Source organism: Mycobacterium sp. IEC1808 (assembly GCF_002101935.1).
Lineage (GTDB): Bacteria > Actinomycetota > Actinomycetes > Mycobacteriales > Mycobacteriaceae > Mycobacterium.
Genome location: NZ_LQPV01000031.1, coordinates 116,335 through 135,146 on the forward strand (window position 1 = coordinate 116,335; position 18,812 = coordinate 135,146).

The 18,812-nt window shown below is 68.8% G+C and carries 21 protein-coding genes; 11 read left to right on the top strand and 10 right to left on the bottom strand.

All coding sequences use genetic code 11. The annotated features are described in order from the left end of the window. Window positions 1-4 precede the first annotated feature (4 nt). The gene (locus tag AWB92_RS18690) at window positions 5-1,315 is read left to right on the top strand and encodes a helix-turn-helix domain-containing protein (RefSeq protein ID WP_085188290.1); all 1,311 of its coding nucleotides are present in this window, start codon (window positions 5-7) and stop codon (window positions 1,313-1,315) included. A gap of 3 nt (window positions 1,316-1,318) precedes the next feature. On the opposite strand, the gene AWB92_RS18695 is transcribed toward AWB92_RS18690, so the two are convergent. Beyond that, window positions 1,319-1,513: a hypothetical protein gene (locus AWB92_RS18695; RefSeq protein WP_068181865.1), complete on the bottom strand. Its 195-nt coding sequence runs from the start codon at window positions 1,511-1,513 to the stop codon at window positions 1,319-1,321. Window positions 1,514-1,773: 260 nt separating this feature from the next. Here AWB92_RS18695 and AWB92_RS18700 point away from each other — a divergent pair, with 260 nt between their 5' ends. Further along, entirely contained in the window at window positions 1,774-2,355 is a 582-nt protein-coding gene (locus AWB92_RS18700; RefSeq protein WP_085188292.1) for a DUF308 domain-containing protein, read from the top strand. Here AWB92_RS18700 and AWB92_RS18705 read toward each other — a convergent pair. Continuing rightward, window positions 2,352-3,575, bottom strand: coding sequence for a helix-turn-helix domain-containing protein (locus AWB92_RS18705; protein ID WP_085188294.1), 1,224 nt, complete (start codon window positions 3,573-3,575; stop codon window positions 2,352-2,354). The two genes, AWB92_RS18700 and AWB92_RS18705, sit on opposite strands and share 4 nt — an antisense overlap. A gap of 142 nt (window positions 3,576-3,717) precedes the next feature. On the opposite strand from AWB92_RS18705, the gene AWB92_RS18710 reads away from it, so the two are divergent. The 3 genes from AWB92_RS18710 to AWB92_RS18720 are packed head-to-tail and all read left to right on the top strand — an operon-like array spanning window position 3,718 to window position 7,778. After that, complete coding sequence (locus AWB92_RS18710) at window positions 3,718-5,229, top strand: long-chain fatty acid--CoA ligase (RefSeq protein WP_085188296.1); 1,512 nt, start codon at window positions 3,718-3,720, stop codon at window positions 5,227-5,229. A 2-nt stretch (window positions 5,230-5,231) separates the two neighbouring features. Then, window positions 5,232-6,923, top strand: a complete 1,692-nt coding sequence (locus AWB92_RS18715; protein ID WP_142282163.1) for an alpha/beta fold hydrolase — start codon at window positions 5,232-5,234, stop codon at window positions 6,921-6,923. A 33-nt stretch (window positions 6,924-6,956) separates the two neighbouring features. Beyond that, a complete protein-coding gene (locus AWB92_RS18720; protein WP_085188298.1) occupies window positions 6,957-7,778 on the top strand; it encodes an alpha/beta fold hydrolase in 822 nt (273 codons plus the stop codon). Window positions 7,779-7,842: 64 nt separating this feature from the next. Here AWB92_RS18720 and AWB92_RS18725 read toward each other — a convergent pair whose 3' ends face one another. Both AWB92_RS18725 and AWB92_RS18730 read right to left on the bottom strand, forming a co-directional pair. After that, the gene (locus tag AWB92_RS18725) at window positions 7,843-8,328 is read right to left on the bottom strand and encodes an aminoacyl-tRNA deacylase (RefSeq protein WP_085188340.1); all 486 of its coding nucleotides are present in this window, start codon (window positions 8,326-8,328) and stop codon (window positions 7,843-7,845) included. Between the two features lie 56 nt (window positions 8,329-8,384). Next, window positions 8,385-9,233, bottom strand: a complete 849-nt coding sequence (locus AWB92_RS18730; RefSeq protein ID WP_085188300.1) for an NAD(P)-dependent oxidoreductase — start codon at window positions 9,231-9,233, stop codon at window positions 8,385-8,387. Between the two features lie 282 nt (window positions 9,234-9,515). Here AWB92_RS18730 and AWB92_RS18735 point away from each other — a divergent pair, with 282 nt between their 5' ends. The 4 genes from AWB92_RS18735 to AWB92_RS18750 all read left to right on the top strand — a co-directional run bounded on the left by AWB92_RS18735 (window position 9,516) and on the right by AWB92_RS18750 (window position 12,486). Then, a complete protein-coding gene (locus tag AWB92_RS18735) occupies window positions 9,516-10,166 on the top strand; it encodes a sigma-70 family RNA polymerase sigma factor (protein ID WP_173817447.1) in 651 nt (216 codons plus the stop codon). Beyond that, complete coding sequence (rsrA, locus tag AWB92_RS18740; RefSeq protein WP_085188302.1) at window positions 10,163-10,465, top strand: mycothiol system anti-sigma-R factor; 303 nt, start codon at window positions 10,163-10,165, stop codon at window positions 10,463-10,465. Before AWB92_RS18735 ends, rsrA begins: the two co-directional genes overlap by 4 nt. A 249-nt stretch (window positions 10,466-10,714) precedes the next feature. Then, complete coding sequence (locus AWB92_RS18745; RefSeq protein WP_067159260.1) at window positions 10,715-10,930, top strand: biotin/lipoyl-binding carrier protein; 216 nt, start codon at window positions 10,715-10,717, stop codon at window positions 10,928-10,930. Between the two features lie 50 nt (window positions 10,931-10,980). Further along, window positions 10,981-12,486: a sensor histidine kinase gene (locus AWB92_RS18750; RefSeq protein ID WP_068181846.1), complete on the top strand. Its 1,506-nt coding sequence runs from the start codon at window positions 10,981-10,983 to the stop codon at window positions 12,484-12,486. A gap of 63 nt (window positions 12,487-12,549) precedes the next feature. Here AWB92_RS18750 and whiB1 read toward each other — a convergent pair whose 3' ends face one another. After that, complete coding sequence (whiB1, locus tag AWB92_RS18755; RefSeq protein ID WP_066932419.1) at window positions 12,550-12,804, bottom strand: transcriptional regulator WhiB1; 255 nt, start codon at window positions 12,802-12,804, stop codon at window positions 12,550-12,552. A gap of 269 nt (window positions 12,805-13,073) precedes the next feature. Beyond that, window positions 13,074-14,039, bottom strand: coding sequence for a diacylglycerol kinase family protein (locus tag AWB92_RS18760; protein ID WP_085188304.1), 966 nt, complete (start codon window positions 14,037-14,039; stop codon window positions 13,074-13,076). Between the two features lie 69 nt (window positions 14,040-14,108). Between AWB92_RS18760 and AWB92_RS18765 the strand changes: the two genes are divergently transcribed. Further along, complete coding sequence (locus AWB92_RS18765; protein WP_241523513.1) at window positions 14,109-14,540, top strand: hypothetical protein; 432 nt, start codon at window positions 14,109-14,111, stop codon at window positions 14,538-14,540. Here AWB92_RS18765 and AWB92_RS18770 read toward each other — a convergent pair. Genes AWB92_RS18770 through AWB92_RS18780 form a run of 3 tightly spaced genes read right to left on the bottom strand, consistent with a single transcriptional unit; the run spans window position 14,492 to window position 16,676 of the window. Then, window positions 14,492-14,974, bottom strand: a complete 483-nt coding sequence (locus AWB92_RS18770) for a GNAT family N-acetyltransferase (protein WP_085188308.1) — start codon at window positions 14,972-14,974, stop codon at window positions 14,492-14,494. The genes AWB92_RS18765 and AWB92_RS18770 overlap by 49 nt on opposite strands. Then, complete coding sequence (locus AWB92_RS18775; RefSeq protein ID WP_142282169.1) at window positions 14,971-16,023, bottom strand: isochorismate synthase; 1,053 nt, start codon at window positions 16,021-16,023, stop codon at window positions 14,971-14,973. Before AWB92_RS18775 ends, AWB92_RS18770 begins: the two co-directional genes overlap by 4 nt. 41 nt (window positions 16,024-16,064) lie before the next feature. Beyond that, complete coding sequence (locus AWB92_RS18780; RefSeq protein WP_085188312.1) at window positions 16,065-16,676, bottom strand: acid phosphatase; 612 nt, start codon at window positions 16,674-16,676, stop codon at window positions 16,065-16,067. Window positions 16,677-16,837: 161 nt separating this feature from the next. Here AWB92_RS18780 and AWB92_RS18785 point away from each other — a divergent pair, with 161 nt between their 5' ends. Further along, complete coding sequence (locus AWB92_RS18785) at window positions 16,838-17,638, top strand: ParA family protein (RefSeq protein WP_068181828.1); 801 nt, start codon at window positions 16,838-16,840, stop codon at window positions 17,636-17,638. 92 nt (window positions 17,639-17,730) lie between these two features. Here the strand turns inward: AWB92_RS18785 and AWB92_RS18790 are convergent. Beyond that, window positions 17,731-18,812, bottom strand: a 1,082-nt coding sequence (locus AWB92_RS18790; protein WP_085188314.1) for a hypothetical protein, incomplete at its 5' end; no start/stop codon positions are given.

The following is an 18,812-nucleotide window of genomic DNA, read 5'->3' on the forward strand; positions in this document are numbered from 1 at the left end:
TGAGGTGAAGAAATCGCACGTCGACGCCCCGGACGCCGACGTCGTCGGAGTGAGGGGTTGCGTCGCCGAGGTCGCCGGCCGATTGCACGGGCGGTTGGCCGACGCGACGGCCGAGATCCATCGCGCCCTGGAAAACCAGATTCCGGACCTGCCGCGGGAACCTCGGATCATGGAGCTGCTCGGTGCCAGCATCGAGGGAAACGTCGACACGATGTTGCGCGCGTTGCGCTACGACATCGCCGTCGAGCGCGTCGAGGCGCCGACCGCGGCGCTGGAGTATGCCCGAAGGTTGGCGCAGCACGGGGTGCCCGTCAACGCGCTGGTGCGCGCCTACCGGCTCGGCCAGCGCCGGATGAACGAGCTGATCTTCGCCGAGCTGCGCGAGGTCGATATCCCGGACGGATTGCGGGTGGCGGTCATCGAGGCGATGAGTGCCGCGATGTTCTCCTACATCGACTGGATGTCCCAACAGGTCGTCGCCGTCTACGAAGACGAACGCGAGCGGTGGCTGGAGAACCAGAACAGCCTGCGCGGCCTGCGGGTGCGCGAGGTATTGGCCGCCACCAAGGCCGTCGACGCCGACGCGGCCACCACGGCGATCCGCTATCCGCTGCGCTGGTACCACCTGGGCCTCGTCATGTGGTACCCGGAGGGCGATGGCGCGGGTGACGAACTGGCCAGGCTGCAACGATTCCTGCGCGAGCTGGGCGAAGCCGTCGCCGTCGACGCCGGGCCGCTGTTCGTGGCCGCCGACCAAAGCTGCGCATGGGGCTGGCTGCCCTACCGTGCCGCGCCGATCGACGCCGCCGACGTGGTCACGAAGATCCGCCGGTTTGTGCGGACCCGTCCGGACTCGCCGAACCTGGCGCTCGGGTCGGCCGGAGCCGGTGTCGAAGGTTTTCGCCGCACCCACCGGGACGCGGTGGAGGCCCGCGGCGTCGCGGCGGCCGGGCGGCGGCCGAACGCTTCGGCTCCGACGGTGGTCGCCGCCACCGATCCGGGGCTGTCGGTCGTGGCGGGATTGGGCGGCGACGTCGACCGGATGCGGGGCTGGGTCGCGACGGTGCTCGGCGATCTCGCGAGCGACAACGACAACGACGCGCGACTGCGGGAGACGTTGCGTGTCTTTCTGGGTTGCGGTTCCAGCTACAAGCTGGCCGCCGAGGAATTGAACATGCACTTCAACTCGGTCAAGTACCGGGTCGGACGTGCCGTCGCGAGGCGCGGGCGGGAGATCGGCGCCGACCGGCTCGACGTGGAGGTGGCGTTGCTCGCCTGCCACTGGTACGGAAGCGCGGTGCTGCGCCAGCCCTGAGGGTCAGCCCATGGCGGGAGCGGCGACGCGACGAGGCACCGCGAGCCGCGGGAGGCGAACCGCCGAGACCGCACGGATCGGCCGGTAGGTCGGTCGCAGGTCGCGGAAGAAGTGGACGGCGTGGACGGTCACCGGAATCAGCACGGGGGCGAAGACCGCCGTCACGTAGCTCGCGATCACCAGCATTGATTCGAACATGATGTGCCTGCGTTTCCCCGCTGAGCGGAATCGAAGATGTTGCGGTCTGACTCGCGGCAGAACTTAACGGCGCCGCGGCGCCGCACGGATGTCGCCGAGCGACGAACTTGCGACGCGTTGTTGTCTTCCGGGGACAATGGGGCGCCGCGGACGATCCGTTATCCAAGAGCGCTGCGCGGTGTTGGCGGCGCCATTGTGCGATACCGAATTGTGTTGCCAAAGACATTTTCTTTACGCCGACGGGGGCGAATCATATTGTCATGACGAATACCGATCAGACCGTGTTTGAAGGTCCGTTACAGCAGCTTGCTCGCAGTGCGTGGCAGCTGCTCCTGCTCATCGGCCTCGCCGCCGTGGCGCTGGGCGTCATCGTGCTGGTCTGGCCTGGCAAGACACTGCTGGTGGCGGGTGTCCTGTTCGGCATCTACCTGGTGGTGTCCGGAGTCGGATACATGTTTGCTGCATTTGGCACACACGCCGGTGCGGCAATGCGCGTGCTGGCATTCCTCACCGGCGTCGTGTCGCTGGTGCTGGGATTCTTCTGCTTCCGCGACAAATTCGAGGCGATCTGGCTTTTGGCGCTGTGGATCGGCATTGGCTGGGTGTTCCGCGGGATGACCCTGCTCGTCGCTGCGCTGTCCTTTGATCACATGCCCGGACGCGGCTGGCAGGCGCTCTCCGGTGTGATCCTCGTGATCGGCGGCGGCGTGCTGATCATCTCGCCGATCGACTCGATGGCGGTCCTCACGCTGGTGGCCGGGTGGTGGCTGATAGTCATCGGCATCATGGACGTCATCACGGCGTTCCAAACCCGCAGCCGGGCGAAGGCGTTGACCGGCTAGGGCAGTCGCCGCTCGACCTCGAAGGCCAGGCACAGCTCGGCGAGATCCCTTGGCCGCGAGAGGGATCGGCTCGTCAGCTCCTCGATGCGGCGCAACCGGTGCCGCACCGTGTTGGGATGGCAGAAGATCTTCGCCGCGGTGTCGTTGGCCGAGCCGCCCGCCTCGACCCAGGCCCGGAACGTGTCGATCAGGATGGTGCGTTCCTCGTCGGGCAGTTCGTCGACGCGCGACAACACCATCGATTTGATCCTGGCCATCGCTTCGGGCGCGCTGACCGCCGCGACGGCGAGCGGGGTGTCGTCGAAAAGGGAGACCAGCGATTCGCCGGAGGGCTTGCCGGTGACCGCGACCCTGGCCAGTCGCAGCGCGTCGCTGGTGTCGGCAAGCTCCTGAAACGCCGGGCTGATGCCCACTCGCGCGGTTGCGGCCTGGCGGAGCACCTCGACGAGGGCGTTCAGCCCGTCGGTCGGTTCCGGACCCCGAAGGTGGACGATGCCCACCTGCAGGTCGGGCAGCAGCCGCCACGCCGACCGGATGTCGCGGGCCGACAGCTTGTTTTCGATCGCCGGCAATCCCAGCTTCCCGATCGCGGGCAGCTCGGCCGCCACCACGGCGTAGGGCCCCGAGGTGGGCAGTCGCAGCAAATCCGCTGCCTCCCAGAGGCTTTGGCTGTCGGTGATCCGGTGAGCCAGCAGCGCTTCCACCAACGCCGACCGTTCTTCTTCGCGCTCGAGAATCTGCGTGGTGAGCTGCTGGCGGTAGGCGGTGGCCATCGCCTGGGTGAAGGTGTCCTGCGCGAAGAAGATCCGGGCGGTGGCATCCAAGATGGCGTCGGTCGGTATCGCCGCGGCACGGGCGACGGACAGGGTCTCCTCCCACACGGAGCGAAAACCGATGCGGTAGGCGGTCATCACCGCCGGCAGCGGCACACCGGCGAGCGCGCGCTCGGTGCCGGTGCGCTCCGCGGGCGAGACGTCGACGTCGGCGCCGCCGGTGAGCGAGTCGAAGATGAACGTCACGTTCGCGACGCAGCTTTCGGCCACTTGCTCCTTCGTGACGACGCTGCCGTCGCGGTAGGCCGCGATCTCGCGGCACAGCAGGTCGGCCATCGCCGTCCCCAGCGCCGGGGCGCGGGTCAGCATGAGCCTGCCGAGTTCCACGACGTGCGGGTCCACTGTTGGGCCCGGCCGGACGCCGCGGCTTTTCGATGCCACGCTCATACCGCAAACCTTATGCCCGGGCGCCGGCGAATGTGACCGGTCACAGCCAACCGGCACGGTCGTTGTTTCCGCAAACATTGTCCCGCCGGGCCGCCCGGATCACGCTTGATGCACGCAGGAAACCACGTCCCGGAGGCACCCTATGACCTCGTTGAGCGCCAACCTCGTCGCATCGAAAGATCGTCACCCGCAACGGGTGGCGCTGCGCTGCGACAACTTGCGGTTCAGCTACGCCGAATTCGACGCCACCGCGGCCCGGGTCGCGACGCTGCTCGAGCGCGCGGGAGTCGGGCCGGGCGATCGGGTAGGCGTGATGCTGCCCAATACACCGGCGTTCGCCATCGCGTTCTACGGCATCATGTATCGGGGCGCCGTCGCGGTCCCGATGAACCCGTTGCTCAAGGCCCGCGAGGTCTCCTACTACCTGTCCAACACCGCCGCCAAGGCCATGTTCGCCACGCCCGCCTTCGCCGAGGAGGCGACCGCCGGGGCGGCCGAGGCCGGGGCGCACTGCTGGATCGTCGACGACGCCGCGCTGACGGAGCTCATCGCCGACCTGCCCGCCCAAACCTCCCCGGTGCAGCGTGACGACGACGACGTCGCCGTCATCCTGCACACGTCCGGGACCACGGGTAAACCCAAGGGCGCCACGCTGACCCACGGCAACCTCGGCCGCAACGCCGAGGTCAGTATCCGGACGCTGGTCAAGCTCGGGCCCGACGACGTCGTGATGGGCTGCCTGCCGTTGTTCCACGTCTTCGGGTTGACGTGCGCCCTCAACGGTTCTGTCCTCAGCGGTGCGACGCTGACGCTCATTCCGCGCTTCCACCCGGCCAAGGCCCTCGAGGTGATCGAGCGGGACGGCGTCACGGTGTTCGAAGGGGTGCCGACCATGTATTCGGCGTTGCTCGGCGTGGCGGACGAGACGGCGCCCCGGGCGACGCGGAGCCTGCGCACCTGCGTCTCGGGCGGCGCGGCGCTGCCTCTGCAGGTCCTCACCGACTTCGAAAAGGCTTTCGGGTGCACGGTTCTCGAGGGGTACGGGCTTTCCGAGAGTTCCCCGGCGGCCGCGTTCAACCATCCGGACCGGCCCCGCAAGGCGGGCTCGATCGGCACCCCGATCGAGGGCGTCGAGATGCGGGTGGTCGGCCCGGACGGCGTCGAGGTCCCGCGGGGGGAGACGGGCGAGATCCAGATCCGCGGCCACAACGTGATGAAGGGCTACTGGAACCTTCCGGACGCGACCAGGGCCGCGATCACCGCCGACGGCTGGCTCAACACCGGCGACGTCGGGCGCGTCGACGAAGACGGCTATTTCTACATCGTCGACCGCACCAAGGACATGATCATCCGCGGCGGGTACAACGTCTATCCCCGCGAGATCGAGGAGGTGCTCTACGAGCACCCCGCGGTGGCCGAGGCTGCCGTCATCGGCGTCCCGCACGATTCCCTCGGCGAGGACGTCGGCGCCGCGGTCGCGCTCAAGCAGGGCGCGGTCGCGACGCCGGAAGAGTTGCGCGACTACGTCAAAGCCCGCGTGGCCGCGTACAAGTACCCCCGCCTGGTGTGGCTCGTCGACACGCTGCCCAAGGGACCGACCGGCAAGCTCCTCAAACGCGAAATCACCGCCCCGACAACCGAAAGCACGCGATAGCCATGACTACCCAAACGACCAAACCCGACGAGCTCGCCGCCCCGCTCGATCTCCTGCTGACTAGCGCCACCAAGCCGTTCGTCAGCCGGATGATGCCCGACGACACCTGGACCCGCTTCGGTGTCAACCTCGCCAAGCAGCCCGGCGCGGTCGCCGGCCGGGTCGGCGCGCTGACGCGTGAGCTCGGCGCCGTCGCGGCGGGCAATTCGGAGCGCGTCCCGGCCCGGGCCGACAAGCGCTTTTCCGACCCCGCCTGGCAGGACAACCCGGTACTGCACCGGATCATGCAGGCCTACCTCGCGGCGGCCGAGGCCGCCGAGGGGCTGCTCGCCGACGCCCAGCTGGACTGGCGGGACAACGAGAGAATGCGGTTCGTCATCGACAACCTGGTCGAGGGCCTGGCCCCGAGCAACAACCCGCTGATCAGCCCGCTGGGCTGGAAGGCGATGATCGACACCGGCGGTCTTAGCGCCGTGCGCGGGCTGAAAGCCTTTGCGCGGGACATGCTTTCGAAGCCCAGGGTGCCCGCGATGGTCGAACCCGACGCGTTCGTGGTGGGCGAGACGGTGGCCGTCACGAAAGGGGCGGTCGTCCTGCGGACGTCGATGTTCGAGCTGATCCAATACGCGCCGCAAACGCCGAAGGTCAACGAGATCCCGTTGCTGATGGTGCCCCCGGTGATCAACAAGTTCTACATCATGGACATCGCCCCCGGGCGCAGCATGATCGAGTACTTCGTCCAGCAAGGGCAACAGGTCTTCGCGATTTCGTGGCGCAATCCGCAAAAGCGGCACCGGGATTGGGGCTTCGACGCGTACGGCGCCGCGATAGTCGAGGCGATGGATGCGGTGCAGAAGATCGCCGGAACCGACAGCACCCACCTGCTGGCCACCTGCTCGGGTGGCATCCTGGCGGCGATGACGGCGGCCCACCTCGCCGACATCGGAGGGGGCGACCGGATCGCGGGCCTCAACCTGTCGGTCACCGTGCTCGACGAGACTCGGGCCGGTTTCGCCGCCGCCATGATGAGCGACCGCGCGGCCCAGGCGGCGATCCGGGTCTCGCGCCGGAAGGGCTACCTGGACGGGCGCGACATGGCGGAAATGTTCGCCTGGCTGCGGCCCACCGATCTGGTCTGGCGCTACTGGGTGAACAACTATGTGCAGGGCCGCAAGCCGGCGGCTTTCGACGTCTTGTTCTGGAACGCCGACACCACCCGGATGACCGCCGCGTTGCACCGCGACATGATCCTGATGGCGCAGCGCAACGCCCTCGTCACCCCCGGCGCGCTCACCATGCTGGGCAGCCCGGTCGACCTGGGGAACGTCACCGCCGACGCGTACGTCGTCGGGGGCATCGCCGACCACATCTGCCCGTGGCAGGCCACCTATCGCAGCGCGCGACTGCTGGGCAGCAAGGACAACCGCTTTGTGCTCTCGACCAGCGGCCACATCGCCGCGTTGGTCAACCCGCCCGGCAACCCCAAGGCGTCCTTCCGAACCGGTCCCGTCGATGTCGAAGACCCGAAGCAGTGGCTGGAGTCGTCGCAGAAGTCCAGCGACTCCTGGTGGCCGGACTACGCCGGCTGGCTCGCCGAGCGCAGCGGCCCGCAAGTCGACGCACCCACAACCCTTGGGGCAGAAGGCCTCCCGCCGCTCGGGCCGGCCCCCGGCGGCTACGTGATGGAGAAGTGAGTGAAGCGCAGCGCACCGCAAAGGCGCCTCCGCGTGATAACGCCCAGCACGATCGGCGAACAGCGCTATATCACCGCGGGCGGCCAGCGGATCCGGGTCAACGTGCGACAGGGAACGGGCGTACCGCTGGTGCTGTGCAACGGCATCGGGGCAAGCCTGGAGGTGCTCGATCCGCTGGTCGAGCGGTTGGAGTGCACGGTCATCAGGTTCGACGTGCCCGGGACCGGGGGATCGCCGACGTCCCTGCTCCCATACGGCTTTCCCTACCTGGCCTGGGTGTTGGGCCGCGTGCTGACGAAGCTGGGCGTCGGCGTGGTAGACGTTCTGGGGCTGTCCTGGGGCGGCGCGCTCGCCCAGCAGTTCGCGTTCCAGAACCCGCGCCGCTGCCGGCGGATGGTGCTGGTGGCGACCGGCACCGGCGTCTTGATGGTGCCGGCCCGCCTGTCGGTGCTGGCGAAAATGGCCACGCCACGAAGGTTCTCGGATCCCGACTATGCCGCCGCCATCGCCAGTGAGCTCTACGGCGGTACCGTCCGCGCTCACGGTGAAGACGTCGCGCGGCTGTTTGTGCGGCAGCTGCACGCCGGATCGAAGGTCGGCTACCTGCACCAGCTGCTCGCCGGCTCGGTGTGGACCAGCCTGTTCGCCCTGCCCGCGCTGCGGCAGGAGACGCTGATCGTGGCCGGCACCGACGACCCGATCATCCCGGTGGTCAACGCGCGCATCATGAACGCGTTGCTGCCGCACTCGCGGCTGCACCTGCATTCCGGCGGGCACATCGACGTCGTGCACAACGCGGTCGAACTCGCGCCCGTCATCGAGAAGTTCCTTGACGAACCGGGGGCACGCGCCTAGCGCCCCAACACCTTTGGTGCGCGGATTTTCGCAGTGCGGTTACGCTCGCGGAGCCGGAACGCGCCTAGGCCTGGATGTCCGCGGTGACCGCGCCAGTCAGCCGGACCAGGTCGGAAGGCGCCACCGCGACGTCCCAGCCGCGACGGCCGGCGCTGCAGTACACCCGGTCGAAGGCGAGCGCGCCGGCGTCGACGACCGTGGGCAGGCGCTTGCGTTGCCCGAACGGCGACACCGCGCCGACGATGTATCCCGTAGCCCGTTGCGCGGCACCGGGTTCGGCCATCTCGGCCCTGGCCACTCCCAGCGCCGCGGCGGCGGCCTTGAGCGACAATCTGGACGCCGCGGGCACCATCGCGACGGCCAGCCCGTCCGGCACGGAGATGATCAGCGTCTTGTAGATCTGCTCCGCCACCACGCCGGCGCGGCCCAGCGCGTGGACCGCCTCCACGCCGAACGACGATGCCCGCGGATCGTGATCGAACTTGACGATCTCGTGCGGCACACCGGCTTTGACGAGCGCCGCGATGCCCGGTGTGGCAGCGGCGGCCATGGTCTTCTGATGGTGGTGACCCGCTGCGCCCGGCTCCGCCGCGCTTGCGATCACGACTAGGGCCCCGTGTACCCCGGCGGGTTGACGCCGTCGACCCAGAAGTCGACGCCGAGCTTGGAGCCGGGAATGCAGTCGTAGACCGACAGATCCTTGACGCCGGATTCGACCAGCACGTCCTCGCACAGCAGCATGTTGCCGGTGAACTCGCGGGCGGGCTTGTTGAGGATGACATAGGCCGCGTCGGAATACACCTCGGGCTTGCGCGCCCGGCCCATCGCCTCGTCGCCGCCGAGCAGGTTCTGCACCGCGGCCGTGGCCACCAGCGTGCGTGGCCACAGCGTGTTCGACGCGATGCCCGCCTCGCGCATCTCCTCGGCGATGCCCAGCGCGCACAACGTCATGCCGAACTTGGCCATCATGTAGGCGGTCGGCTTCAACCACTCCTTGCCGAGCAGCACCGGCGGCGACAGCGTCAGGATGTGCGGGTTCTCCCGGCCCTTCATATGCGCCAGGCAGGCCTGCGAGACGGCGTACGTGCCGCGCACCTGGATGCCGTTCATCAGGTCGAACCGCTTCATCGGCACCTCGGTGATCGAGCCCAGGTTGATCGCCGACGCGTTGTTCACACAGATGTCGATGCCGCCGAACTGCTCGACGGTCTTGGCCACCGCCGCCTCGACCGAATCTGGGTCGCGGACGTCCCCGACGATCGGCAGGGCCTGCCCGCCCGCGTCCTCGAGCTCCTTGGCGGCCGTATATACCGTGCCCGGCAGCTTGGGGTGCGGCTCGGCGGTCTTGGCGATCAGCGCGACATTGGCGCCGTCCTGCGCGGCGCGTTTGGCGATCGCCAGGCCGATTCCACGACTGGCACCGGAGATGAACATGGTCTTGCCGTTCAGGGACATGGCGTCACATTAACGCCACGCCCGAACCGCCCCCGATTCCGCCCGGGAAATAGCCGGCTGCCCCATGCTGTTGAAACAGTCGGTTTCTGATGCAGATGCGCAGCCCGGACGGACACTGTCAGGGGCAGCCTTTAGATTGGGAGGAGCAGTCTGGTGCCAACCGCGACGTGCCTGATGGGCGCTGCCCAGCGGGACGAGCAGTTGACCCGGTCGCTTGCGAGCTCGGCGGCTTTCTGGGTGCCGGCCGGCGACATCGCTGCAGAAGGGACCGTGTTACTGAAGATGGCCGATACCGACGGCGAGGCGACTCTGGGGGCTGCCGAACCGGCACCGCCGCAGGAGACGGACGAGGAACTCACGGCGCGATTCGAGCGCGACGCGATTCCGCTGCTGGACCAGCTCTACGGTGGTGCGCTGCGCATGACGCGCAACCCCGCCGACGCCGAGGACCTGCTGCAGGAAACGATGGTGAAGGCCTACGCGGGATTCCGCTCGTTCCGGGCCGGCACCAACCTCAAGGCCTGGCTGTACCGGATCCTGACCAACACCTACATCAACAGCTACCGCAAGCGGCAGCGCCAGCCGGCCGAGTACCCGACCGAGGAGATCACCGACTGGCAGTTGGCGTCCAACGCCGAGCATTCCTCGACCGGCCTGCGTTCGGCGGAGGTCGAGGCGCTCGAGGCGCTGCCCGACAACGAGATCAAAGAGGCGCTGCAGGCGTTGCCGGAGGAGTTCCGGATGGCCGTCTACTACGCCGACGTCGAGGGTTTCCCATACAAGGAAATCGCCGAGATCATGGACACGCCGATCGGGACGGTAATGTCTCGGCTGCACCGCGGCAGACGTCAGCTGCGCGGTCTCCTGGCCGACGTGGCCAAGGAGCGCGGATTCAACCGCGGCCAACATGCGCACGAGGAGGTGCCGTCATGAGCGAGTCTGCCGGCCCTGCCGAGCCCCGCGCCGATGACAGCCATTCCCACGGCCTGGGCTGCGCCGAAGTGATCGCCGAGGTATGGACCCTGCTCGACGGCGAGTGCACGCCCGAAGCGAAGGAGCGGCTGCGCCAGCACCTCGAGGCGTGCCCCGGATGCTTCCAGCATTACGGCATCGAGGAGCGGCTCAAGGCGCTGATCGCGACCAAGTGCACGGGCGAGAAGGCTCCCGAGGGCCTCAAGGAACGCCTCCGGCTGGAAATCCGCCGGACCACCATCATCCGCGGCGGGGAGTAGCTACTCCGTCAGGAGTTGGGCCGCTTGCCGTGGTTGGCCTTGCTGTACTTGCGGTCGCGCTTCTTTCGGCCACGCTTGGCCATCTCTTCGAACCTCCGTGATTGGTCGGGCGCCGCGCACCCGTTAGCTTGCCTCACATTGTCTCACGCCCCGCGTGCCGCGGTCCCGACCGGTCCTGTGGTTCGATATACATGAGCTCGACAGACCAGCAGTCGGCATGCACCAACGGCCAGGATGAGTGGGGTGAAGATGGCGGAGGATGTTCGCGCCGAGATCGTGGCCAGCGTGCTCGAGGTCGTCGTCAGCGAGGGTGACCAGATCGGCAAGGGCGACACCGTGGTGCTGCTGGAGTCGATGAAGATGGAGATCCCGGTCCTCGCCGAAGTCGACGGCACCGTCAGCAAGGTGAGCGTGTCGGTGGGCGACGTCATTCAGGCGGGCGACCTTATCGCCGTCATCAGCTAGCCGTTTGGGCCGTTCGTATCTGCCGCCGGGAATCGATGCGGGGGTGATGGATGTCCACGCTCGGTGATCTGCTCGCCGAACACACGATGCTGCCGGGCAACGCGGTGGATCACCTGCACGCGGTTGTGGGGGAGTGGCAGCTGCTGGCCGACCTGTCGTTCGCCGATTACCTGATGTGGGTTCGCCGCGACGACGGTGTGCTGGTGTGCGTGGCGCAGTGCCGCCCGAACACCGCGCCCACGGTGCTGCTCACCGACGCCGTGGGCAGCGTCGTCCCCGCCGACCGGCTGTCGCTCGTCGCCGAGGCTTTCGACACCGGCGCCGTCGTCGTGCAGGAACACCCGGCGGGCCAACAACATTCGTCGGAGCTGCCCGGCCCGCACGTCGAGGCGTCCCCGGTGCGCTACGGCGGCAACGTGGTCGCGGTGCTGACCCGGCACCAAACCGCGGAAGCCGCCGTCCGCGCGTCCGGCCAGCTGGAGACCGCCTACCAGGAGTGCGCCACGGACCTCATGCACATGCTCGCCGAGGGCACCTTCCCCGACGTCGGCGACGTGGTCATGTCGCGCTCGACCCCCCGGGCCGGTGACGGCTTCATCCGCCTCGACGTCGACGGCGTCGTCGCCTATGCCAGCCCCAACGCGCTGTCGGCGTACCACCGGATGGGGCTGACGGCCGAGCTGGAGGGCCGCAACCTGGTCAAGGTGACGCGGCCGCTGATCTCCGACCCGTTCGAGGCGCAGGAGCTGGCCGAGCACGTGCTCGACCTGCTCGCCGGCGGGCGGAGCATGCGGATGGAGATCGACGCCGGGGGCGCCACGGTATTGCTGCGGACGCTGCCGCTGGTGGTGCACGGCGCCAGCGCCGGTGCCGCGGTGCTGATCCGTGACATCACCGAGGTCAAGCGCCGCGACCGGGCCCTGATCTCCAAGGACGCCACCATCCGCGAGATCCACCACCGGGTCAAGAACAACCTGCAGACGGTGGCCGCGCTGCTGCGCCTGCAGGCCCGGCGGACCGCCAACGCCGAGGGACGGGAGGCGCTCATCGAGTCGGTGCGCCGGGTGTCGTCGATCGCCCTGGTGCACGATGCGCTGTCGATGTCGGTGGACGAGCAGGTGAACCTCGACGAGGTCATCGACCGGATCCTGCCGATCATGAACGACGTGGCGTCGGTGGACCGGCCGATCCGCATCAACCGGGTCGGCGACCTGGGCGTGCTGGACTCCGACCGCGCGACGGCCCTGATCATGGTGATCACCGAACTCGTCCAGAACGCGATCGAGCACGCCTTTGACCCGGCGGCCCAGGAAGGGTCCGTCACCATTCGCGCCGAGCGCTCGGCACGCTGGCTCGACGTCGTCGTGCACGACGACGGCCGCGGACTGCCCGACGGCTTCAGCCTGGACAACTCCGACAGCCTGGGCCTGCAGATCGTGCGGACCCTGGTGTCGGCGGAGCTGGACGGCACGCTGGGGATGCGGCACGCCCCGGCCCGCGGCACCGATGTGGTGTTGCGGGTGCCGATCGGGCGGCGAACAAGATTGTTGATATAGACGGACGCCTACACAACGGTGCGGCCCCGACAATCGTCGGGGCCGCACCGTATGCAGACTGCGTCAGACTCCGCTGCGTGCCTTCGTCCGGGCGTTGCGACGCTTGAGTGCGCGCCGCTCATCTTCGCTCATGCCCCCCCAGACGCCCGAGTCCTGGCCGGTGTTCAGGGCCCACGAAAGGCATTCCGTGGTCACCTGGCACCGATTGCAGACCAGTTTCGCGTCAGCGATCTGTGCGAGCGCCGGGCCGCTGTTCCCTACCGGGAAGAACAGCTCCGGGTCCTCGTCGCGACAGACCGCCTTGTGGCGCCAATCCATAAGTTGTTACTCCTCACTGAGTGCGCAGCAAGGCGCACGGTCTTTTTCTTCGGCTGTTAAAGCGTGCACAAGAAAAGGGTCCGCGCCCCTACATGAATTTCTGCATGCAACCTTTCGATCGTTTCACAGGCTCTACAGATGTCAATAGTCGTGCGTAGCTCGTGGGCTATCTCACTTCACAGACTTCTTATTCGAGCCCTTAGTCCGTTGTACTACACTGCCGCGCGATTTCCTCTGTGATTTTCGTCCGGTTGGCAGGTCTCCGCAGCTCAGAGGTGGTTTTTTCCGGGCGGCGCGACCACCGGCAGCGCATCCGGGACCGTCCTGAAAGTCATGGTCTGGCGCAGGCCGAGGTAATCCCCGTCGAACTGGCTCGCCACCGGGTCGCCGGTCGAGGTCACCCGCAGGCAGCTGGCGTTGTCGTCGCGGATGAGCTGTTTCGGTTCGCCCTTCGGACCGTTGCCCAGCAGCTGGCTGACCAGCCGCAGCGTGGGGAACACCTTCATCTCGGTGAGCGCGAACACCCCGAGGCCCGACTCGAAGCTGCAGCCGGGGTTGGTGACCAGCGGGCGGCTGTTGCTGTAGGTCCACGGGCTGGTGTTGGACACCCACGCGAAGTGCACGCCGCTGACGGGCTCGCGGCCGGCCAGCTCCACCGTCAGGATCGGCTCGCGACGGCGAAAAGCCAAGGTGACTGGGATCGCCACGCGCCAATAGCGCAACGGGGTGACCTTGACACCCTTGTCGCGCTGCCTTTCCACCGCGGCCACCACCTCCGCGTCGACGCCCATCCCGGCGTTGATCACGGCCCATTGCTCGCCGCAGTCGATCAGGCTGATGCGACGCCACGTCTGATGACGGCGGTAGTCGTCGAGCAGCTGGATGAGCTGGTTGGTCGCGGCGACCGGGTCGGGCGAAATGCCCAGCGAGCGGGCCAGCACGTTCGCCGACCCGCCGGGCACCACCGCCAGGGCGGGCACGTGCCCCGAGGCCGCGGTGCCGGGGCGGCCCAGCAGGCCGTTCACCACGCCGCTCACCGTGCCGTCGCCGCCGTGGACGACGACCAGGTCGACCCCGTCCTCGACCGCCTTGTGCGCGAGTTCGGTGCCGTGACCCCGGTGACTGGTGTGTTCGACGGTCAGGTGCAGGCGGCTCTTGAGCGCGTGCGCGAGAAGGTCGCGACCGGCTGCGGTGGTGGACGTGGCTGTGGGATTCACGATCAGCACGGCGCGCATGATCCACGAGCTTAGGCGGGGCCGTTATGGCCGCGCTGTGCGGTAATGGCCCGTGACTACGCTGGCGCTGTGAACCCGCGCGCCCCGTCCACCGTCCGCGCGGCGGGTGTGATCGTCGCGGTAGAGGGTGTGGCGGCGCTGCTCATGGCGGCGGTGCTGGTGGTGCGGGGAATCGCGGGGGCCGACCAACGGGTGGTCAACGGGCTGGGCACAGCGGTGTGGTTCCTGCTCGTCGGCGCCGTGGTGCTTGCCGCGGGGCGCGCGCTGGTGCTTGGCAAGCGCTGGGGCCGCGGGGTGGGCGTTTTCACCCAACTGCTGTTGCTGCCGGTGGCGTGGTACCTGGCGGTCGGCTCGCACCGGCCGGCGTTCGGCGTTCCGCTGGGGGTCGTGGCGCTGAGCGTGTTGGTCTTGCTCTTCACGCCGGCGGCCGTGCGCTGGGCCGCCGGCCGCGATCAGGGCCGCCCCGCCAGCTCGGCCAACGGCGGGCCGGACAGCCGGTAGGTGGTCCATTCGCGCTGCGGCGCGGCGCCGACGCCGTCGTACAGCGCGATCGCGTCGACGTTCCAGTTCAGCACCGCCCACGACAACCGGGTGTAGCCGTTGTCGAGGCACTCGCGGGCCAGCGCCGACAGGAGCTTGCGGGCCAGACCGCGGCGGCGAAAACCGGGCCGCACGAACAGGTCTTCGAGGTAGATGCCCGCCACCCCGTCCCAGGTCGAGAAGCTCATGAACCACAACGCCATCGCGGCGACGTCGCCGTCGACCTCGGCCACGTGCCCGTGCACGACGGGTGAATTGCCGAAAAGCGCTGTCGAAATTTGCGTTTCGGTGACGGTACATTGCTCGCGGGCACGTTCGAATTCGGCGAGCGCGTGAATCATGTCGGTAATATCGCCGGCGTCCGCCGGGATGGCGCGGCGGATGTTTTCCGTCATTGCCCGGCTCCCAGCGCGTTCAATATGGTGGCGAATTTCGTTGTGGTTTCGGCGACTTCGGCGTCGGGGTCGGATTCGGCGACGATTCCCCCACCGGCGCGCGCGAGCGCGGTTTGGCGGTCGGCCGACAGCTGCGCGCAGCGCAGCGACACCACCCAGTGGCCGTCGCCCGCCGCGTCGCACCAGCCCACGGCGCCGGCGTAGAAGCCGCGGTCACCCTCCAGCTCGGCGATGAGCTCGGTCGCGGCCTTTGTCGGAACGCCGCCGACCGCCGGGGTGGGGTGCAGCGCCAGCGCCAGATCGATTGCGGTGGTTGACTTGTCGCGCAGGCGGCCACTGATCGGGGTGCACAGGTGCCAGACCGCCGCGGTGCGGCTCAACTGGGGTTCTTCGGCGATGGTCAGCTCGTCGCACAGCGGTTCCAGCGCCGCCCGCATGGTGTCGATCACCAGCCGATGTTCGTGGCGGTCCTTGGCGGAGCCCGCCAGCGCGGCCCCGTTGGCCGCGTCGGCTTCCGGGTCGGCGGACCGCGGGGCCGAACCGGCGAACGGCTGGCACATCACGCGATCGCCGGTGCGCGCGACCAGAAGTTCGGGGCTGGCGCCCACCAGCGCCACGCCCGCGTAGTCGTCGCCGGCGGCGCTCAGGTCCACGAGGTAGCCGTAGGCGGCCGGGTCGGCGGTGACCAGCCGGCGCAGGATCACGCGGGCATCCAGCGGCGCGTCGGCGACCAGTTGCAGGGCGCGGGCCAGCACCACCTTGTGCAACGGGTTGTCTTCTGCCGCCAACTCGTCGCGGGCGCGAATGATCCGGGCGCGGTAGTCGGCCGGCGGCGGCAGCGCGGCGGCGACGCGCACCGGCGGCAGCGGGCCCGCTGGCCAGTCGGGCGGCCCGTCGGTGGTACGCACGGCGTCCGGCACCAGCAGGGCCGCGGGCCGGCTCACGTCGAATGGCAACGCGCCCAACACCATTGGGGCGGATCCGGAGCTTAGCGCCTCCTGGGCGGCGGCGATGTCGCTGTAGCTGGTGCGGACCCCGTCGGCGACCATCGTCCCCTGGGGCCCGCACAGCGCGAACGGCGGTTCGGCGCTCACCCGGGTGCGATCGCCTGTGGGTTGCCCGTCAATCCGAGCGCGGCGAGCTGTCGCACGCCGTGCTCGAACCCGCACACGGCGATCGACCCGGCGAGCATCCAGAACCGGCTGCCCTCGACGAGCGGCAACTCCACCCAGCGTGTGATCACCGAGCGGGAGAAGTGGCTGTGGCCGACGAACACCACGTCACGCGTGCCCATGTGCCCCAACGCAAATTCGACGGCCTTGTCCGCGCGTTCGCTGACCTGCGCCACGCTCTCGCCGCCCGGGCATCCGTGCGTCCACACCAGCCAATCGGGGTCGGATTCGCGGATCTGCGGGGTCGTCAGCCCCTCGTAGTCGCCGTAGTCCCATTCGGCGAGCATGGGGGACACCTCATCGACGGTGAGGCCCGCCAACTTGGCGGTGGTCAGCGCGCGAATGCGCGGGCTGCTGACCACGAGCGGGTCGGCGAGGTTCAGTTCGCTGAGAACGCGACCGGCGAGCTCGGCCTGGACCCGGCCGTGATCGGTTAGCTCGAGGTCGGTGCGACCCGTGTGCTGGCCGGATTTGGACCACGGGGTCTCGCCGTGGCGGAGCAGCACCAGCCGGTGGTTGTAGATGCCCATGCCGACCGATTCTGCCGGACGACATCCCCGGCCCGTTGCTTAGAGCGCATGCCGACCGAACATGCCAGGATGGGCACTGTGACCGTGGCAACAAGGAGGGGCGGGCGCTCGTGACCGCGCGGTGACGATGCAGAGCGAAGCGATGAGGAGGAGCCGCGCTCATGAGTAAGACCCGGGTATTGGCGGTGGCCAACCAGAAGGGCGGGGTCGCCAAGACGACCACGGTCGCCTCGATTGGGGCGGCGATGGCGGACGAGGGTCGGCGGGTGTTGCTCGTGGACCTGGATCCGCAGGGTTGCCTGACCTTCTCGCTCGGCCAGGACCCCGACAAGCTGCCGGTGTCGGTGCACGAGGTCCTGCTCGGTGAGGTCGAGCCGAGCGCCGCGCTGGTCACCACGATGGAGGGAATGACGCTGCTGCCGGCCAACATTGACCTCGCGGGCGCCGAAGCGATGCTGCTGATGCGGGCCGGCCGCGAATACGCGCTCAAACGCGCGCTGGCCAAGCTCGCCGACCAGTTCGACGTGGTCGTCATCGACTGCCCGCCGTCGCTGGGCGTGCTCACCCTCAACGGGCTGACGGCGGCCGACGAGGTCATCGTGCCGCTGCAGTGCGAAACGCTGGCGCACCGCGGCGTCGGTCAATTCCTCCGCACGGTCGCCGACGTCCAGCAGATCACCAACCCGGATCTGCGGTTGCTGGGCGCCTTGCCGACGCTGTACGACTCCCGCACCACCCACACCCGCGACGTGTTGCTCGACGTCGCCGACCGCTACGAAATGCCCGTGCTCGCCCCGCCGATCCCGCGCACGGTGCGGTTCGCCGAGGCGAGCGCCTCGGGGTCGTCGGTGATGGCGGGGCGCAAGAACAAAGGCGCGGTGGCCTACGCCGAGTTGGCGAAGGCGTTGCTCAAGCACTGGAAGACCGGCAAGCCGCTGCCGACGTTCGCCGTCGAGATTTGACGGCTCGAGTGTGAACTGACGGCTTTCAGTGTGAGCTGACGGCGCCGCCGCTCGGCGTGTCGCCGCCCAGGATTCACACGCAACGGCCGGGCTCAGCCCAGCGCCACCACAGTGTCGCCGCGCTGCTCGAACACCCGCGATCCCGAAGCGGCCGGGACGACCGCGGCGGCGCTGGGCGCACGGTTTACCGGGATGTAGCGCTCGTTCGCGCCGGTGAGCGGGTCGTAGACGCCAATCGCCCCGGTGACCGGCACCAGCAGCCGGCCGGCCATCATGACGCCGGGGCCCAGCGGCGCGGTCGTCTCGCCCGCGGCGATCGTGTAGCGCAGGGTCAGGTTGCTCGCCTCGAACACCATCAACGAATCGCCGGTCCACCAGGTGACCAGGTTGCCCGTCTGCGACACCGCCGCCGATTTCGTCGGCGGCTTGGCCAGCAGCGTGCTCGCCACGGTCGTGCCGGTGTCGTCGACGACCTCGACCCTGGGTTGCGGGGACGGCAGATACACCGCGGTGTTGTTCTCCCAGACGGTCAGCACCCGGGCGCCCGAATTCGCCCCGATCCCGGGTTCTGCCACGACATGTTGCTGGGGTTCGTCGTCTTCCTTGCCCGGTCGCAGCAGGACCAGCCGCAGGTCGGCCTGCTGGGCGCAGCTCTCCAGCACCGACACCGCCGACGAGCTGGCCGCCGCCGAGATCAGCCGGCACCCCGAGTGCAGCCCGCGGGCGGACGGCTTCACCCGGGCGTCGGTCTCGCCGTAGGCCAGCATTCGGACCATGTCGGAGCGCCACAGCTCGAGCCGGGTGTCGCCGGTCGACAACACCGTGGTGCCGTCGGAGGAAAGGCGCACGCTTGGGTCGGCGTAGCCGCTGCGCGCGGCGCCGCGCCGGCCCGTGGCGCCGTCGAGTGTGCTGACCTGCCCGCACCCGCGGTCGTCCTTATAGACGGCGACGGCGTAGTGGTAGACCCAGGACAGCCCGCACAGGGCCGTGTCGCGCGTGTAGCTCCAGCGGGACTGGCCCGTGCCCGGGTCGCGCCCGTCGACCTGGCGCCCGTCCGCGGTGGCGATCGTCCCGCTGACCACGACGGGCGCGGTGGTGCCGGGGCTTCGCGCGGTCCACAGCTGCTTCAGGGTGGCCGGGACTTCGCGGGCGGGCGTCGGGGCCGGTGCGGGGG

Excerpts from the sequence above, each read along its gene's own strand:
- AWB92_RS18715 (WP_142282163.1), top strand. The coding sequence starts at position 5,232 with ATGACTACCCAAACGACCAAACCCGACGAGCTCGCCGCCCCGCTCGAT.
- AWB92_RS18730 (WP_085188300.1), bottom strand. The coding sequence starts at position 9,233 with ATGTCCCTGAACGGCAAGACCATGTTCATCTCCGGTGCCAGTCGTGGA.
- AWB92_RS18735 (WP_173817447.1), top strand. The coding sequence starts at position 9,516 with ATGGCCGATACCGACGGCGAGGCGACTCTGGGGGCTGCCGAACCGGCA.
- AWB92_RS18710 (WP_085188296.1), top strand. The coding sequence starts at position 3,718 with ATGACCTCGTTGAGCGCCAACCTCGTCGCATCGAAAGATCGTCACCCG.
- AWB92_RS18725 (WP_085188340.1), bottom strand. The coding sequence starts at position 8,328 with ATGGCCGCCGCTGCCACACCGGGCATCGCGGCGCTCGTCAAAGCCGGT.
- AWB92_RS18770 (WP_085188308.1), bottom strand. The coding sequence starts at position 14,974 with ATGACGGAAAACATCCGCCGCGCCATCCCGGCGGACGCCGGCGATATT.
- AWB92_RS18700 (WP_085188292.1), top strand. The coding sequence starts at position 1,774 with ATGACGAATACCGATCAGACCGTGTTTGAAGGTCCGTTACAGCAGCTT.
- AWB92_RS18705 (WP_085188294.1), bottom strand. The coding sequence starts at position 3,575 with ATGAGCGTGGCATCGAAAAGCCGCGGCGTCCGGCCGGGCCCAACAGTG.
- AWB92_RS18695 (WP_068181865.1), bottom strand. The coding sequence starts at position 1,513 with ATGTTCGAATCAATGCTGGTGATCGCGAGCTACGTGACGGCGGTCTTC.
- AWB92_RS18760 (WP_085188304.1), bottom strand. The coding sequence starts at position 14,039 with ATGCGCGCCGTGCTGATCGTGAATCCCACAGCCACGTCCACCACCGCA.
- AWB92_RS18745 (WP_067159260.1), top strand. The coding sequence starts at position 10,715 with ATGGCGGAGGATGTTCGCGCCGAGATCGTGGCCAGCGTGCTCGAGGTC.
- AWB92_RS18780 (WP_085188312.1), bottom strand. The coding sequence starts at position 16,676 with ATGGGCATCTACAACCACCGGCTGGTGCTGCTCCGCCACGGCGAGACC.
- AWB92_RS18775 (WP_142282169.1), bottom strand. The coding sequence starts at position 16,023 with ATGGTCGCCGACGGGGTCCGCACCAGCTACAGCGACATCGCCGCCGCC.
- AWB92_RS18750 (WP_068181846.1), top strand. The coding sequence starts at position 10,981 with ATGTCCACGCTCGGTGATCTGCTCGCCGAACACACGATGCTGCCGGGC.
- rsrA (WP_085188302.1), top strand. The coding sequence starts at position 10,163 with ATGAGCGAGTCTGCCGGCCCTGCCGAGCCCCGCGCCGATGACAGCCAT.
- whiB1 (WP_066932419.1), bottom strand. The coding sequence starts at position 12,804 with ATGGATTGGCGCCACAAGGCGGTCTGTCGCGACGAGGACCCGGAGCTG.
- AWB92_RS18785 (WP_068181828.1), top strand. The coding sequence starts at position 16,838 with ATGAGTAAGACCCGGGTATTGGCGGTGGCCAACCAGAAGGGCGGGGTC.